12 protein-coding genes and 1 tRNA gene are annotated in these 14,084 nt (G+C 67.1%); 5 read left to right on the top strand and 8 right to left on the bottom strand.

What is annotated here, in order from left to right; all coding sequences use genetic code 11:
• Positions 1-155: 155 nt before the first annotated feature.
• From ACIP1U_RS04545 to ACIP1U_RS04520, 6 genes are all read right to left on the bottom strand, one after another.
• The gene (locus tag ACIP1U_RS04545; RefSeq protein ID WP_400312272.1) at positions 156-1,667 is read right to left on the bottom strand and encodes a TolC family outer membrane protein; all 1,512 of its coding nucleotides are present in this window, start codon (positions 1,665-1,667) and stop codon (positions 156-158) included.
• 114 nt (positions 1,668-1,781) lie between these two features.
• The gene (locus tag ACIP1U_RS04540) at positions 1,782-2,105 is read right to left on the bottom strand and encodes a rhodanese-like domain-containing protein (RefSeq protein WP_116317890.1); all 324 of its coding nucleotides are present in this window, start codon (positions 2,103-2,105) and stop codon (positions 1,782-1,784) included.
• A 13-nt stretch (positions 2,106-2,118) separates the two neighbouring features.
• Positions 2,119-2,772, bottom strand: coding sequence for a protein-L-isoaspartate O-methyltransferase (locus tag ACIP1U_RS04535; RefSeq protein WP_133092447.1), 654 nt, complete (start codon positions 2,770-2,772; stop codon positions 2,119-2,121).
• A gap of 121 nt (positions 2,773-2,893) precedes the next feature.
• Positions 2,894-6,148: an efflux RND transporter permease subunit gene (locus ACIP1U_RS04530; protein WP_400312269.1), complete on the bottom strand. Its 3,255-nt coding sequence runs from the start codon at positions 6,146-6,148 to the stop codon at positions 2,894-2,896.
• Between the two features lie 55 nt (positions 6,149-6,203).
• Positions 6,204-7,319, bottom strand: coding sequence for an efflux RND transporter periplasmic adaptor subunit (locus ACIP1U_RS04525; protein ID WP_400312267.1), 1,116 nt, complete (start codon positions 7,317-7,319; stop codon positions 6,204-6,206).
• Positions 7,316-8,146 (bottom strand): TetR/AcrR family transcriptional regulator, encoded by an 831-nt coding sequence (locus ACIP1U_RS04520; protein WP_400312266.1) that lies wholly within the window; start codon positions 8,144-8,146, stop codon positions 7,316-7,318. Before ACIP1U_RS04520 ends, ACIP1U_RS04525 begins: the two co-directional genes overlap by 4 nt.
• Positions 8,147-8,431: 285 nt before the next feature.
• Here ACIP1U_RS04520 and ACIP1U_RS04515 point away from each other — a divergent pair, with 285 nt between their 5' ends.
• The 3 genes from ACIP1U_RS04515 (at position 8,432) to ACIP1U_RS04505 (ending at position 10,324) form a co-directional block, all read left to right on the top strand.
• A complete protein-coding gene (locus ACIP1U_RS04515; RefSeq protein WP_400312265.1) occupies positions 8,432-8,737 on the top strand; it encodes a YkgJ family cysteine cluster protein in 306 nt (101 codons plus the stop codon).
• Positions 8,738-8,790: 53 nt separating this feature from the next.
• Complete coding sequence (locus ACIP1U_RS04510) at positions 8,791-9,351, top strand: DUF1439 domain-containing protein (RefSeq protein WP_400312263.1); 561 nt, start codon at positions 8,791-8,793, stop codon at positions 9,349-9,351.
• Positions 9,352-9,442: 91 nt separating this feature from the next.
• Positions 9,443-10,324 (top strand): undecaprenyl-diphosphate phosphatase, encoded by an 882-nt coding sequence (locus tag ACIP1U_RS04505; protein WP_400312820.1) that lies wholly within the window; start codon positions 9,443-9,445, stop codon positions 10,322-10,324.
• A 292-nt stretch (positions 10,325-10,616) separates the two neighbouring features.
• On the opposite strand, the gene trmB is transcribed toward ACIP1U_RS04505, so the two are convergent.
• Together trmB and ACIP1U_RS04495 are read right to left on the bottom strand one after the other, a co-directional pair.
• Positions 10,617-11,405: a tRNA (guanosine(46)-N7)-methyltransferase TrmB gene (gene trmB / locus ACIP1U_RS04500; protein ID WP_400312261.1), complete on the bottom strand. Its 789-nt coding sequence runs from the start codon at positions 11,403-11,405 to the stop codon at positions 10,617-10,619.
• A gap of 75 nt (positions 11,406-11,480) precedes the next feature.
• Positions 11,481-11,555: transfer RNA gene (locus ACIP1U_RS04495), tRNA-Gly, on the bottom strand.
• A gap of 312 nt (positions 11,556-11,867) precedes the next feature.
• On the opposite strand from ACIP1U_RS04495, the gene ACIP1U_RS04490 reads away from it, so the two are divergent.
• Both ACIP1U_RS04490 and ACIP1U_RS04485 read left to right on the top strand, forming a co-directional pair.
• Positions 11,868-13,022, top strand: a complete 1,155-nt coding sequence (locus tag ACIP1U_RS04490) for an acyl-CoA dehydrogenase family protein (protein WP_400312260.1) — start codon at positions 11,868-11,870, stop codon at positions 13,020-13,022.
• Positions 13,019-14,077 carry an acyl-CoA dehydrogenase family protein gene (locus ACIP1U_RS04485; protein WP_400312258.1) on the top strand — a complete coding sequence of 353 codons (1,059 nt, stop codon included), beginning with the start codon at positions 13,019-13,021 and terminating at the stop codon, positions 14,075-14,077. The genes ACIP1U_RS04490 and ACIP1U_RS04485 overlap by 4 nt, the downstream gene beginning before the upstream one ends.
• Positions 14,078-14,084: the final 7 nt, after the last annotated feature.

The following is a 14,084-nucleotide window of genomic DNA, read 5'->3' as shown; positions in this document are numbered from 1 at the left end:
GTGTGTCAAGCATGGCGACGTATCACTTCGTGGAGACTCCGGCCCTCTCCCCCGCCCCTCTCCCATAAATGGGAGAGGGGAGAAAACCATCGCATTGCGCCATCGTCATGCAACAAGGGCCGCGTATTGCGGCCCTTATGTATTAACCAGCCCGCTCACGAACGCGGCGTACCACCCGGGTTTGCCTCGCGCCGCGGCGCGCGCCGCTCGGCCTGCGGATTGGCTGACAGCTTGCCGCCCGCCTGCCCCGGCACCGGCAGCTTGTACATCGACCCCGGCACCGAAGTCAGCAGCGTATTGATCTGCACCACATCCGCTTCCTGCAGCACGCCGGTGGAAGCCTTCAGCCGCAAGCCGTTCATGATCGTGTCATAGCGCGCCTTGGCCAGGTCGCGCCGGGTGGAGAACAGCTGCGCCTCGGCATTCAGTACATCGATATTGATGCGCACACCGACCTCATAACCCAGCTGGTTCGATTCCACCGCGCTCTGCGCCGAACGCTCTGCGGCTTCCAGCGCCTTGACCTGCGCCAGCCCGTTGGATACGCCGGAGTAGGTCTGCCGCGCGGTCTGCGCGGCCGTGCGGCGCGCGAATTCCAGGTCGCTGGCGGCCTTGTCGGCCAGCGCAATGGTCTCGCGCACGCGCGACTGGATCTGGCCCCCGGAGAAAATCGGCATGGTCAGCTGCACGCCGATCTGCGACGCGTTGTAGTGCGTCGAGATCGCCTGCGTGGCGCTGCCAGTCTGGTTGTTGAAGCCATACGACGCCACCAGGTCTACCGACGGCAAGTGCCCGGCCTTGGCCTTGTTGGTCTCGCGCTGCGCGGTTTCCAGGTTGTAGCCGGCCAGGTTGACCTGGAGGTTGCTGGTCTCGGCCTGCGCGGCCCAGGCGTTGACGTCGGGCGGCTGCGGTCCGGGGATGGGTGCCTCGGAGCGCAGGCCCATCAGTTCGTCGACCGGCTTGCCGGTGATCTGCTGCAGCGTGGCGCGCTTGATCTCCAGGTCGCTCTGCGCGGCGATCTCGGTCGAGGTGGCCAGGTCGTAGCGCGCCTGGGCGTCGTTGGCATCGACGATGGTGGCGGTGCCGACCTCGAAGTTGCGCTTGGCCTGTTCCAGCTGCTCGCCGATCGCCTTTTTCTGCGCGCGCGCCAGGTACAGGTTGTCCTGCGCGGCGAGCACGTCAAAGTAAGCCTGCGCGCTGCGCGTGATCAGGTCCAGCTCGGCCTGCTGGAAGGTGACTTCGCCGGCCATCGCGGCCAGCTCGCCCTGCTTGTAGGTTTCCCAGCGGTCCCAGCGGAACAGCGGCTGGCTCAGCTGCAACTGCCAGTTGTTGTTGTTGAAGAAACGCGTGCCCGATGCGCTGGGCGAGCCGCCGATCGGCAGCGAGGCGGTCTGGTCGAGCTTGGTGCGGTTGGCGCCGGCGGTGCCCACGATCTGCGGCAGCAGCCCGGCGCGGCCCTGCGGCAGCTTCTCGCGCGTGGCGAGCAACTGCGAGCGGGCGCTGGCGAACTGCGCGTCATTGGATTGCGCATCGCGATAGACCTGCAGCAGGTCGGCCGCGCCTGCCGGTGCCGCGGGCAGCATGGCAAGCAGTGGGGCGAGCAGGGTAGCCGCGATCGCCAGGCGTGTCCGGATCGCTCCGGGCAGGGCGTTGGGCGCAAACTTCATGACACCTCCAGGTTGGCGGGCGCGGGGCCACGGCCTACGGTCGTTTCTTCTTCGGAATGCTGCTTGCGGTGCGAGCGAAAGCGGCCGGCCCGCGCGGGCCGGCCGTGGTTCGCTTCAGTACTTCGGCATTGCCGGGTCCACCTCGCTGGCCCAGGCGTCGACGCCGCCGGTCAGGTTGTAGACCTTGGCGTAGCCCTGGCGCTCGAGGAACGCGGCCACCTGCATGCTGCGCATGCCGTGGTGGCAGATGCAGACGATGTCTGCGTCTTCGTCCAGTTCGGCGGCGCGCGCCGGGATGTCGCGCATCGGGATATGGGTGATGCCGGGCATGGCGCAGGTCTGCACCTCCCAGCCTTCGCGCACATCCAGCAGGACCGGCTTGGCGCGGCTGGCATCGGCCAGCCACTGGGCCAGTTCGGTCGGCTTGATCACCTGCATGATGGAACGGTCCTCAGAACTGGAACTGCGACGGACGGGCCGCGCCCTGCAGGGGCTTGACCGCGGTCTCGAACAGGTTGACGACCTGGTATTCGGTCTCGGACACGCGCGTGATCAGGCGCGCTTCCATCACCGGCAGTTCGCCCACGATGGCGGCGATGCGGCCGCCCACCTTGACCTGCGACAGGATCGACTGCGGCAGCGCCGGCAGCGAGCCCGAAATGCAGATCACGTCGTACGGCGCCGCGGCGGCCCAGCCGTCGGCGGCATTGCCTTCGGCGACGTCGACGTTGGTGACGCCAGCGTTAGCCAGGTTGGTGCGGGCCAGTTCGACCAGCTCGGGAACGATGTCCACGGTCAGCACGTGGCGCGCGCGGTTGGCCAGCAGGGCGGCCATGTAGCCGGAGCCGGCGCCGATTTCCAGCACGTTCTCATGCTTGCGCACGGCCAGGTCCTGCAGGATGCGGGCTTCGACCCGCGGCGGCAGCATGTTCTGCCCGGCGGGCAGCGGAATCTCCATGTCGACGAACGCCAGCGAGGCGTACGCGGCCGGGACGAACTGCTCCCGCTTGACCACCGCCAGCAGGTCCAGGATTTCCTGGTCCAGCACGTCCCACGGGCGGATTTGCTGTTCGATCATGTTGAATCGGGCTTTTTCGAGATCCATCTTGCCATTCCTTACCAAGTACCAAGGCCAACCGCTGTCGTTCTGTGCGCCGGCCGCGCGGTGCCCACGGCCGGACAGTCTTGTCTAACCTCTTATTTTAACCTTGCGGGCGCCGTCGGGTTCATTCCGCGCTGGCCTCCGTGGGCCGCGGCAATTCCGGTGCGGCCGGGCGGGGGGCGGCGGCCGCGACGTGGGTCGCGGCGGCCGGGGAGGGCGCGGCCGCCTTGCCTTGCCACAGCCGGCGCAACCACGCGCCGAAATCATCAAGATACGTATAGGTCACAGGCACCACCACCAGCGTCAGGATCGACGAGGTAATGATCCCGCCGATCACCGTCTGGCCCATCGGCGCGCGCTGCTCGGCGCCTTCGCCGAGGCTGAAGGCCAGCGGCACCATGCCGAAGATCATCGCCAGCGTGGTCATCAGGATCGGGCGCAGGCGCACTCGGGCGGCTTCGACCAATGCGGCCTCGCGCGACAGCGGCTGGCGGCCGTCGCCGCCGTCCGTTCCATCGACATGGCCCTGCCGGGCCTGGTTGGCGAAGTCGACCAGCAGGATCGCATTCTTGGTCACCAGCCCCATCAGCATAATGAAACCGATGATCGAGAACATGTTCAGCGTCGAGCGGAACAGCAACAGCGCCGCGAACACGCCGACCAGCGTCAGCGGCAGCGAGGTCATGATGGCGATCGGCTGGAAGAAGCTGGCGAACTGCGAGGCCAGGATCATGTAGATGAAGATTACGGCCAGGGCCAGCGCCGACACCGCATAGCCGAAGGATTCGTTCATCGACTTGGTCGAGCCCCCGAATCGGTACTTGTACCCCGCCGGCCAGTTCATGCCGTCCAGCGTGGCCTTGACGTCGCGCGCCACTTCGCCGGCGGAGCGCCCGGCGACGTTGGCGGTCAGCTCGACCTCGCGGTTCAGGTCGCGCCGGCTGATCTGGTTGGCGCCGGTGGTCGGCACCAGCTCGGCGATCTGGCGCAGCGGCACCATTTTCGGCGAGCCGTCGGCGTTGGTCTGGCTGCTGGCGATCATCAGCGCGCTCAGGTCGGCCATGCCGGTGCGCGCATCCCTGGGCAGGCGCACGCGCACGTCGTAGTTCTCGTCATCGGGCGCGCGCCAGGAGCTGATGGCGTCGCCCGCCAGCAGCGGGCGCAGCGCGTTGCCGATCTGCGCCACGCCCACGCCCAGGTCCGAGGCCAGCTCGCGGCGGATGCGGATCTCGATGGTGGGACGGTCGTCCTTCATGCTCGAATCCAGGTCGGCCAGGCCGGGGATCGCCCGCATGCGCTTGCTGGCTTCCTGCGACAGCCGGCGCAGTTCGTTGAGGTCGTCGCCCTGGATCGAAACCTGGATCGCCTTCTGGCCGCCGGCGCCGTCTGGCATGCCGACCATGTTCAACGTGATGCCGGCGATGCCGGCCAGCCGCTCGCGGATCAGCGGGTTGAGCTGCGCGGTCGAGAGCTTGCGCGCGCGCCGCTCGGTCAGCCGCACCGAGACCAGCGCGTTGTTGCGGCCCGAGGCGTTGCCCGAGTTGATGGTGGCGTAGGTGTAGGCGACTTCCGGGAAGGACTTCAGCGCGGCTTCCACCTGCCGCACCTTGGCCTCGGTGACTTCGATCGACGTGCCTACCGGCGTGGTGAATCCGACCTGCGTTTCACCCAGGTCGGCATTGGGCACGAACTCCGTGCCGATCAGCGGCACCAGCGCAAAGCTGCCGAAAAAGGTCACCGCCGCGATGATCGCAGTCGCCAGCCGGTGCTTCAGCGCCCAGCCCAGCATCGCGGCATAGCCGTTGCCGAGGCGGTCCATGCGGGCCGAGAACCAGTCCAGCATCCGGCCGATGGTGCGGCCATACCAACTCTTCTTGTTGCCAGTCCCGTGAAGGTCGGGATCGTGCCAGACCGACGACAGCATCGGATCCAGCGTGAACGAGACAAACATCGAGATCAGCACCGCCGCCACCACCGTAATGCCGAACTGGTGGAAGAAGCGCCCGATGATCCCGCCCATGAAGCCCACCGGCAGGAACACCGCCACGATCGAGAAGGTGGTGGCCAGCACCGCCAGCCCGATCTCGTTGGTGCCGTCCAGTGCCGCGCTGCGGTGGTCCTTGCCCATCAGGTTGTGCCGCACGATGTTCTCGCGCACCACGATGGCATCGTCGATCAGCAGGCCCACGCACAGCGACAGCGCCATCAGCGTGATCACGTTGAGCGTAAAGCCGCACATGTACATCACGCCGAAGGTGCCGATCAGCGCGATCGGCAGCGTCAGGCCGGTGATGACGGTGCTGCGCCACGAGCCGAGGAACAGGAACACGATCGCCACGGTCAGGAACGCGCCTTCCAGCAGCGTGGACCGCACCTCCTTCACGCTGCTGCGGATGCCGCGCGCGGTGTCGTTGACCACGTTGAGCTGCACGCCGGCGGGCACGAGCTTGCGGATCTCGTCGGTCATGCGCACCAGGCCGTCGACGGTATCGACGGTGTTCTGGCCCTGTGCCTTCACCACCGACAGGAAGAGGGCCCGCTTGCCGTCGAGCAACGCCAGGCTTTCCTGTTCTTCCTGGCCGTCGCGCACGTCGGCGATCTCGCCCAGCGTGACCGGCTGGCCGGCGCGGCGCGCCACGATGATCTTGCGGAAGGCATCGGGCGTAGGCACGCGGCCCTTGATCTGCACCACGGTCTCAGTGGACGAGGACCGCAGCTCGCCCGCGGGCAACTCCTGGTTCTCGTTGCGGATCGCGTTCATCACCTGGTCGACGCCGATGCCCAGCGCCTCCAGCTGCGCGGGGCGGATGCGGATCTCGACCTCGCGCTTGGTGCCGCCGACGATATTGATCGCGCCCACGCCGCGCACCGTCTCCAGCCGCTTGCGCACGATCTGGTCGGCGATGGTGGTCAGCTCGCGCTGGCTGCGGTTGGCGCCGGGCGCGTTGGACACCGACAGGTAGAAGATCGGCGCGTCGGACGGGTCGTAGCGCAGCACGCGCGGGTCCTTGACCTCGTCGCGGAACTGGGGCCGGATCAGCGCGATCTTGTCGCGCACGTCCTGCGCGGCCTGGCCGACATCGACGCTGAGGTCGAACTTGATGACGACGACCGAGGTGCCCTGGTAGGAGTGCGAAAAGATCTCGTCGATGCCGGAGATGGTGTTGACAATCTCCTCGACCTTGCGCGTGACGTCGGATTCAACCGATTCCGGCGCGGCGCCCGGGTATTCGGTCTGCACCACCACCACCGGGAAGGTGATGTCGGGAAACTGGTCGACCGGCAGGCGCTGGTAAGAGAACAGCCCGACCACGATGAAGGCCATCATCATCATGGTGGCCAGCACGGGGTTGCGGATGGACAGGCGAGTGAACCACATGGGGCGCGTTCCGTTCCGGGGCTAAGCGTCAGGCCTTATGCAGGCCTTATGCAGGTTATGCAGGCTTCACGCGCCGCACCTGGCTGCCGCTGCGCAGCGTGCCGAGGTTGGTGCGCACGATCTCGGTGCCGGCGTCGAGGCCGGAGACGATCTCCACCAGCCCGCTGCCTTCGTCGCGCACGCCCAGTTGCACCGGGCGCTCGGCCAGCACGTCCTTGTCGATGGCGTAGACGAAGGCACGCTCGCCTTCCATGCGCACCGCCGAGGCCGGCACCGCCACCACGCCGGACCGCTGGCCCAGCACCAGCGCGCCGCGCGCGAACATGCCGGCGCGCAGCTTCGTGTCGCTGTTCTCCACGCGGACGTAGACCATGATGCTGCGCGTGCCCTGCATGACGGCCGGGTTGATCCGCACCAGCTTGCCGGTAAAGCGCCCGGCACCTTCCACGTCGAGTTCGACCGCCTGGCCGACGCTGGCGCGCGCCACGTCGGCCATCGGCACCGGCGCCTCCAGTTCCAGCACGCGCAGGTCGACCACGTCGACCAGGCGCGTATCCGGCGATACCTTCTCGCCCGGCTGCACCGCGCGCGCGGCAACCATGCCGTCGAGCGGGGCCTTGACCACGGTGTCGGCCAGCGCCTTCTGCGCCACCGCCAGGCCGCCCTGGGCGGCATCCAGATTGGCGCGGGCCACATCGAGGTCGGACTGGAATTTGTCGAATGCGGTCTTCGAGATAAAGCCTTTGCCGACCAGCTCGCGGTTGCGCTCCCAGGTCTGGCGCGAGTTCTGGAACTGACCCTGCATGGCCAGCATCTGCCCGCGGGCTTGTGCCACCCTGGCCTCGTATTCGGTCGGGTCAATGCGCGCGATGACCTGGCCGGTGCGCACCGGCTCGCCTTCGCGTACCAGCACCTGCTGCACTTCGCCCGAGACCTTGGCCTTGACCGACGCCTGGTTGAGTGCGCGCAGGCTGCCCGACAGCGGCAGCGACACCTGCAGGTCCTGGCGGCCCACGTTGACGAGATCGGTCTGCAAAAATTCCACCACGTTCGCGGCGGCCTGGACTGACGGTTGCGGCTGGCGTGCGCTGCCGGCCTTGCGCACAGCGGCCACGGCGCTCAGCACCACGATGGCGCAGGCCACGCCGATCAGCAGGGTCTTTCGTTTCATGTTGGCTTACCCGGGCGCGTGCCCGGGTCGTTGGCGGCATCGCTGTCCGCACCGCCATCCGCATCCGCGGCGCCTTGCGCCAGCATCTCGTCGCGGATGCGCTCCCACACGTAGGGGCCTTGCTGCGGCGGCAGCGGGCGCTCGCGCGCCTCGCCGGTGGTCAGGCCGAACAGCAGCGTGTCGAGCAGTTGGTCAAGGAAGACCTCGGGATCGATGTCTTTTTCAGAGGTGGCGCGCAGCGCGCGCTGCCACAGCATCAGGAACACCAGCGGGGCACAGATCAGCGTGGTGGTGGGGTTGGCGGGCACCGGGCGGAACTCGCCGCGCGCCACGCCGCGCGCCAGCACCCTGGCGAACAGCTCGTCGCCCGGCACCATCACCTCTTCGTTATAGAAGCGGGCGATGTCGGGGAAGTTGGCCGACTCGGCCATGATCAGCTTGGTCAGCCCCGCCACCGGCGTGGCGCCGATCAGGCCCCACCAGCCGCGCAGCAGCTCGCGCAGCAGTTCCGGGGTGCTGCCCTCGTAGCGGTCGACCAGCTCGGTGCCGCGCGACAAGGCCGGGACCAGGTTGGTGCGCACCACGGACTTGAACAGCTCTTCCTTGTTGGCGAAGTACAGGTAGACCGTGCCCTTGGATACACCCGCGGCCGCCGCCACGTCTTCCAGGCGCGTGGCCGCGTAGCCCCGCTCGACGAAGAGGTCGAGCGCCGCCGCAACCAGTTCCTGCGGGCGCGCGGCCTTGCGCCGGCTCCAGCGTGGCGCATCGGACTCTTTGTGCGGTTCGGCGGGTGACTTCACGGTTGTCTTGCGAGGACTGCGGGGCACGGTGGGATGGGGGCTGGATGTTAATAACTTGTGGGTCAGTAATGTAGAGTAGCGCCATGTGAGGGTCAAGCGCGGCCGGGTCAGGCTAGGGTACACACCGAGGCCAATCCGAGACATGTGATGCCGGGGTCGCGTGCCGTGCCTTTTTCTATGTATGACAGGTGCGATCGCGCACGCGGCGCTTTCCTTTTCTTACAGGAGGATGGCGGCCCTTCGGGCACAATGGCGCCTTGTTGTCAGCCGCCTTGCCTGACCTGGCATGCCGCGGCCTCCCTGAACCACGCGATGAGTTGCCGGTCACACCTTTCCTGCCGCGATGGCTGCGGCGCCTGTTGCATTGCCCCGTCGATTGCCTCGGCCCTGCCGGGCATGCCCGAGGGCAAGCCCGCGGGCGTGCCGTGCGCGCAACTGCTGCCCGACATGCGCTGCGCGGTGTTCGGCCGCCCTGACCGGCCGGCGTTCTGCGCCGGCCTGAAGCCGTCGGCGGAAATGTGCGGCGACTCGCGCGAAGCCGCGCTGCACTGGCTGACCCGACTCGAAATCCTGACCGCGCCGCAGGCCACGCTTGCACGGCCCGGCTCGCGCGGGTGACGCTGGCCACCGTGCCGACGCGCTCGCCATCAACTCCTGAACTCGGAGGCAACATGATCCGGACTTCCCGACGGCGCTGGCTGGCCGTCGCCAGCGCGGCCGCGCTGGCCGCCGGCCTCGCCGCCTGCGGCGCGTTCCGCAACGAGTACACGTTCTCGCAAAGCCAGCTGCAGGCCGCGCTGGAGCGCAAGTTCCCGTTCAACAAGCGTTATATGGAGCTGTTTGACATCCAGCTCACCAATCCGCAGTTGACGCTGGACTCGGTGCGCAACCGCGTCAACGTGCAATTCGACGCCGTCATCGACAACAAGCTGTTTTTCCGCCAGGCGCTGGCGGGGCGCTTCGCGCTGGACAGCGGGCTGCGCTATGACGCGCCGACGCGCTCGGTGGTGCTGCAGGATCCTGAAGTGCAGCGATTCGACGTGCAGGGCATGCCGGCGCAGTTCACGCGCCAGCTCAATGCGCTGGGCGGCATCCTGGCCGAGCAGCTGCTGCAGGACTATCCCCTCTATACGTTCCGGGAAGACCAGCTGCGGGTTGCCGGCACGCAAGTCGAGCCCGGTACAATCACCGTTTTGCCTGACGGCATCAACGTCAAGGTCAACCGCCCCTGATCGCCCTATTGGGTATCGGGGCGCTCGAACAACAAGCCAGGCGGTCCGGCGCATGCCGGGCAACGCCGATGACAACGTTTCTCCGTTCCGCATGGAAATCGCACTTGCCCTGAAAGCCGTGATCCTCGGCATTGTTGAAGGACTGACCGAGTTCCTTCCCATCTCGAGCACCGGCCATCTGATCCTGGCGGGCCAACTGCTCGACTTCAACGACGAAAAGGGCAAGATCTTCGAGATCGTGATCCAGTTCGGTGCCATCCTGGCGGTCTGCTGGGAATTCCGTGCCCGCATTGGCAGCGTGGTGCGCGGCCTGGGTTCGGAGCCGAAGGCGCAGCGCTTCGCCATCAATGTCGTGATCGCCTCCGCGCCGGCGATCATCCTGGCCTTTATCTTCGGTAAATGGATCAAGGCCCACCTGTTCAACCCGATCTCGGTGGCGCTGGCCTTTATCGTCGGCGGTGTGGTGATTCTGCTGGCCGAATGGCGCGACGCGCGCCGCGGCACGGTCTCGCATCCGCAGGGCAATGCGCTGCTGGAAGTCGCCAAGGCGGGCGCGCCGCGGGTCGAATCGGTTGATGACCTGAACTGGCGCGATGCCCTCAAGGTGGGCCTGGCGCAGTGCTTCGCGCTGGTGCCGGGCACCTCGCGCTCGGGCGCCACCATTATCGGGGGCATGCTTTTCGGTCTGTCGCGGCAGGTGGCCACCGAGTTTTCGTTCTTCCTGGCGATCCCGGTGATTTTCGGCGCGACGGTCTATGAACTGTACAAGGCGCGTGCGCTGCTGAACGGCGACGACCTCGGCATCTTCGCCGTGGGCTTTGTCTTTGCCTTCCTGTCCGCGTTCATGTGCGTGCGCTGGCTGCTGCGTTTTGTCGCCACGCACGATTTCAAGCCGTTTGCGTGGTATCGCATTGCGTTCGGCATCGTGGTGCTGTTCACCGCTTACTCGGGCCTGGTGTCCTGGCACGCATAAGCGGCGCAGAGTAAGCGGCTAACATCCAGGCAACAAAAAAGCGTGGCACTTGCCACGCTCAGATTGCTGACAAAGGGAAAATGTCCCCTCTCCCGCTTGCGGGAGAGGGGCTGGGGGAGAGGGCGGGCGCGTGGCAAGCACCGTGGCGCCTCACTTCGTGGCAACTCCTGCCCTCTCCCCCGCCCCTCTCCCACAAATGGAAGAGGGGAGACAACATTCGCAGCCTTTGACTTTGTCAGCAGCCAAAGCGTGGCATTTGCCACGCTTTTTCGTTTGCGCCGGATGCCTGCGCTCAGGCGCGCTTGCGGAACACCACGTCCCATACCCCATGCCCGAGCCGCACGCCGCGGCGCTCGAACTTGGTCACCGGCCGGTAGTCCGGCCGCTCGGAAAAGCCACCCGCCGCGCTGGAGGTGTTCTCCAGCAGCGGTTCACCCGCCAGCACCTCGACCATCTGGTGTGCGTACTCTTCCCAGTCAGTCGCGCAATGGATATAGCCACCCGGCTTCAGCCGCGCTGCCAGCAGCTTCACCAGCGGCGGCTGCACCAGCCGGCGCTTGTTATGGCGCTTCTTGTGCCACGGATCCGGAAAATAGATGTGCACGCCGTCCAGGCTGTCGTCGGTCAGCATATGGGCGATGACCTCGACCGCATCGTGCTGCAGGATGCGGATATTCTCCAGCCCGCGCTCGTCGATCAGCTTGAGCAGGGCGCCAACGCCGGGCTCATGCACTTCGCAGCCCAGGAAATTGTCCTGCGGCCGCAGCCCCGCGATATGCGCGGTGGTCTCGCCCATGCCGAAGCCGATTTCCAGGATCGATGGCGCCTGGCGGCCGAACGTGGCTTCCCAGTCCAGCGGCTGCGGGGCGTACGGCACCAGCATGCGCGGACCGACTTCGTCGATGGCGCGCTGCTGCCCGGTCGACGTCCGCCCGGCACGGCGCACGAACGAGCGGATGCGGCGCGGATGCGCGACGCCTTCGGGATCGGCAGGAGAGGGGGCGGACGGCTGCTGGGCGTTATCGACCAGCGTGGCGTCATCGGACGGCTTCGGTCCGGTGCTGGGGTCTTGGGGAAGCATGGCAACAAAAAAGCCGCCGGGCAGATCACCGTAACAGTGTTAACGGTGGCAAAGGCGGCTTGTCTCGACTTGAGGTGGAGCGGGCGATGGGAATCGAACCCACGTCTTTAGCTTGGGAAGCTAAGGTAATGGCCATTATACGACGCCCGCGAACCGTGCATTGTATGCGGGATGCCGAGAAGAAGGCAAGCGCGGGATGCGTGGGTTGCCTGCGTAAGTGCATCTATTGCCACTTGATCCACTGGCCTTTCTCCGTCTTGCCGGGCCGTCCCAAAGGCGCTGTTGCTTGCCGCGCTTCGTCGGAAGTGCCGGCGCGCGCGCCGTACCCCCATGCAGCCCCCATCTCGCCGCAGTCCTGGCGGATTTCAGTTATGCCCGCGGCGCAATGGCTTCCACCAGATCCCCTCGCTAATCTGCACTCACTTTGGCAACGGTGCCAGACAAGACAGAAGAGGAGGGGGCGTGGAGACCGCCAGCAAACTCGTGATTCGACCTGCCGAGCCGGACGGTGACCTTGCGCCGCTGCGCGAGGCGGTGCGTGCCTTCCTGGCCCGCACCATGGCGGACCGGCCGCCGCAGCTGCGGGCCAAAAGCTGGTCCGGTGCCGACCGGGAATTCAGCTGCGCGCTCGGCGCGCAGGGCTGGATCGGCATGACCTGGCCGAAGGCGTACGGCGGCCAGGAGCGTTCGATGCTCGAGCGCTATGTTGTCCTGGAGGAACTGCTTGCCGCGGGGGCGCCCGTGGGCGCGCACTGGGTGGCGGAGCGCCAGAGCGGCCCGCTGCTGATGCGCTACGCCGACAAGGCCGTGGCCAGGGATATCGTGCCGCGCATCGTGCGCGGCGAGCTTACCTTCTGTATCGGCATGAGCGAGCCCGACTCGGGTTCGGACCTGGCGTCGATCCGTACGCGGGCCGACCGCGTCGACGGCGGCTGGGTCGTGAACGGCACCAAGCTGTGGACGTCGAGCGCGCATCGCGCCGAGTACATGATCGCGCTGGTGCGCACCGACCGGAACGCCGATGACAAGCACAAGGGCCTGTCGCAGTTCCTGATCGACATGAAGACATCGCAGGGCCTGCAGGTCCGGCCGATCCGCAATCTGGGCGGCGAGGAGAGCTTCAACGAGGTTGTCTTCGAAGACGTCTTCGTGCCGGAGAACATGCTGATCGGGACAGAGGGGGAAGGCTGGGCGCAGGTCACGGCCGAGCTGACCTTCGAGCGCAGCGGTCCCGAGCGCTACCTGAGCAGCTATGCGCTGCTGACCGAGATGGTCGATCACGCCGATGCGGACGATCCGCGCCACGCCGTCGAGATCGGCCGTCTGGTTGCGGAGCTGTCGACGCTGCGCCAGATGTCGCGGGGCATCGCCGCCATGCTCAACCGCGGCGAGAACCCGCAGCTTGCCGCGGCCAACGTCAAGGATCTCGGCGCGCTCTTCGAGCAGCGCATTCCGGAGGTCGCGCACCAGCTGTTCGACCACGAACTGCGCGCGGGCGGGTCGCCCTTCGTCGCGACGCACTGCTATCTGACGCAAGCCGTGCCGTCGTTCTCGCTGCGCGGCGGCACACGCGAAATTCTGCGCGGCATCATTGCCAGGGGATTGGGGGTCCGATGAACGAACTCGAACAAATGCTGGCCGACAGTGCCGAAAAGCTGTTCGGCCGGGAAGTCACCACGGCGCTGATCGAGGCCGCCGAGCAGGGCGAATGGCCGCGGGCACTGTGGAATACGGTGGAAGAAAGCGGGCTGCCGCGGCTGTTCGCCGACGAGGAACAGGGCGGCGCCGATGCAAGCTGGCAGGACGCGCTGCCCGCACTGCTGCAGGCCAGCCGTTCGCTGGCGCCGATTCCGTTCATCGAGACGGCGGTGTGCGGCTGGCTGCTGCAGCGGCTTGGTCTCCGCATGCCGGAAGGGCCGCTGGGGCTGGCCGATCTGGACGCCGAAGTCACGGCGCGCCGTGCCGGCGACGGCTGGCGCCTTGACGGCACCGTGGGCGTGCCCTGGGGCCGCCAGGTCAGCCACGTGCTGATACGTGCCCGCAGCGGATCGGAGTCGGTGTGGCTGCTGTTGCCTACGGCAGGCTGCATGGTCGAGCAAGACGTCAATCTCGCCCGCGAGCCGCGTGACCGGCTGACCTTCGCGGACACTGCCGCGGTGGCGGCGGTGCAGGACTGCCCGCTCGGCAGCGCGTCGGCGGCGAAGGCACTCGGCGCGGTGATGCGCGCGATCCAGATGGCCGGTGTGCTGGAGCGCGTGCTCGACCAGACTGTCCGGTACGCCAACGAGCGGATTCAGTTCGGCCGCCCCATCGGCAAGTTCCAGGCGATCCAGCAGCAGCTCGCGGTGCTCGCCAACGAGGTCGTGGCGGCACGCATGGCGGTGTCCAGCGCGTGCGCGGCGATGGCGACGTCGCAGTGGGAGCAGCAGGCCATGGTCAGCAAGGTGATCTGCGGCCAGGCCGCGGGCCGCGTCGCGGCGATTGCCCACCAGGTGCATGGCGCGATCGGCTTCACCTACGAGCATGACCTGCACTTTTCCACGCGCCGGTTGTGGGCCTGGCGCGCCGAGTACGGCAGCGAAACCTGCTGGGCGCGCGAGATCGGCGAGCGCGCGATCCGCCTGGGCGGCACCGCGCTGTGGGCCGACGTGACCGGCACGCTGCCGGCCTGACCAGGCC

The organism is Cupriavidus sp. NPDC089707 (assembly GCF_044748965.1).
Lineage (GTDB): Bacteria > Pseudomonadota > Gammaproteobacteria > Burkholderiales > Burkholderiaceae > Cupriavidus.
The sequence above is the reverse complement of the archived record's forward strand: the minus strand, read 5'-3'. Positions and strand labels throughout refer to the sequence as shown.

Bases quoted from the DNA above. Each gene is read 5' to 3' on its own strand.
- ACIP1U_RS04545 (WP_400312272.1), bottom strand. From the start codon at position 1,667: ATGAAGTTTGCGCCCAACGCCCTGCCCGGAGCGATCCGGACACGCCTG.
- ACIP1U_RS04505 (WP_400312820.1), top strand. From the start codon at position 9,443: ATGGAAATCGCACTTGCCCTGAAAGCCGTGATCCTCGGCATTGTTGAA.
- ACIP1U_RS04535 (WP_133092447.1), bottom strand. From the start codon at position 2,772: ATGGATCTCGAAAAAGCCCGATTCAACATGATCGAACAGCAAATCCGC.
- ACIP1U_RS04510 (WP_400312263.1), top strand. From the start codon at position 8,791: ATGATCCGGACTTCCCGACGGCGCTGGCTGGCCGTCGCCAGCGCGGCC.
- trmB (WP_400312261.1), bottom strand. From the start codon at position 11,405: ATGCTTCCCCAAGACCCCAGCACCGGACCGAAGCCGTCCGATGACGCC.
- ACIP1U_RS04525 (WP_400312267.1), bottom strand. From the start codon at position 7,319: ATGAAACGAAAGACCCTGCTGATCGGCGTGGCCTGCGCCATCGTGGTG.
- ACIP1U_RS04540 (WP_116317890.1), bottom strand. From the start codon at position 2,105: ATGCAGGTGATCAAGCCGACCGAACTGGCCCAGTGGCTGGCCGATGCC.
- ACIP1U_RS04485 (WP_400312258.1), top strand. From the start codon at position 13,019: ATGAACGAACTCGAACAAATGCTGGCCGACAGTGCCGAAAAGCTGTTC.
- ACIP1U_RS04515 (WP_400312265.1), top strand. From the start codon at position 8,432: ATGAGTTGCCGGTCACACCTTTCCTGCCGCGATGGCTGCGGCGCCTGT.
- ACIP1U_RS04530 (WP_400312269.1), bottom strand. From the start codon at position 6,148: ATGTGGTTCACTCGCCTGTCCATCCGCAACCCCGTGCTGGCCACCATG.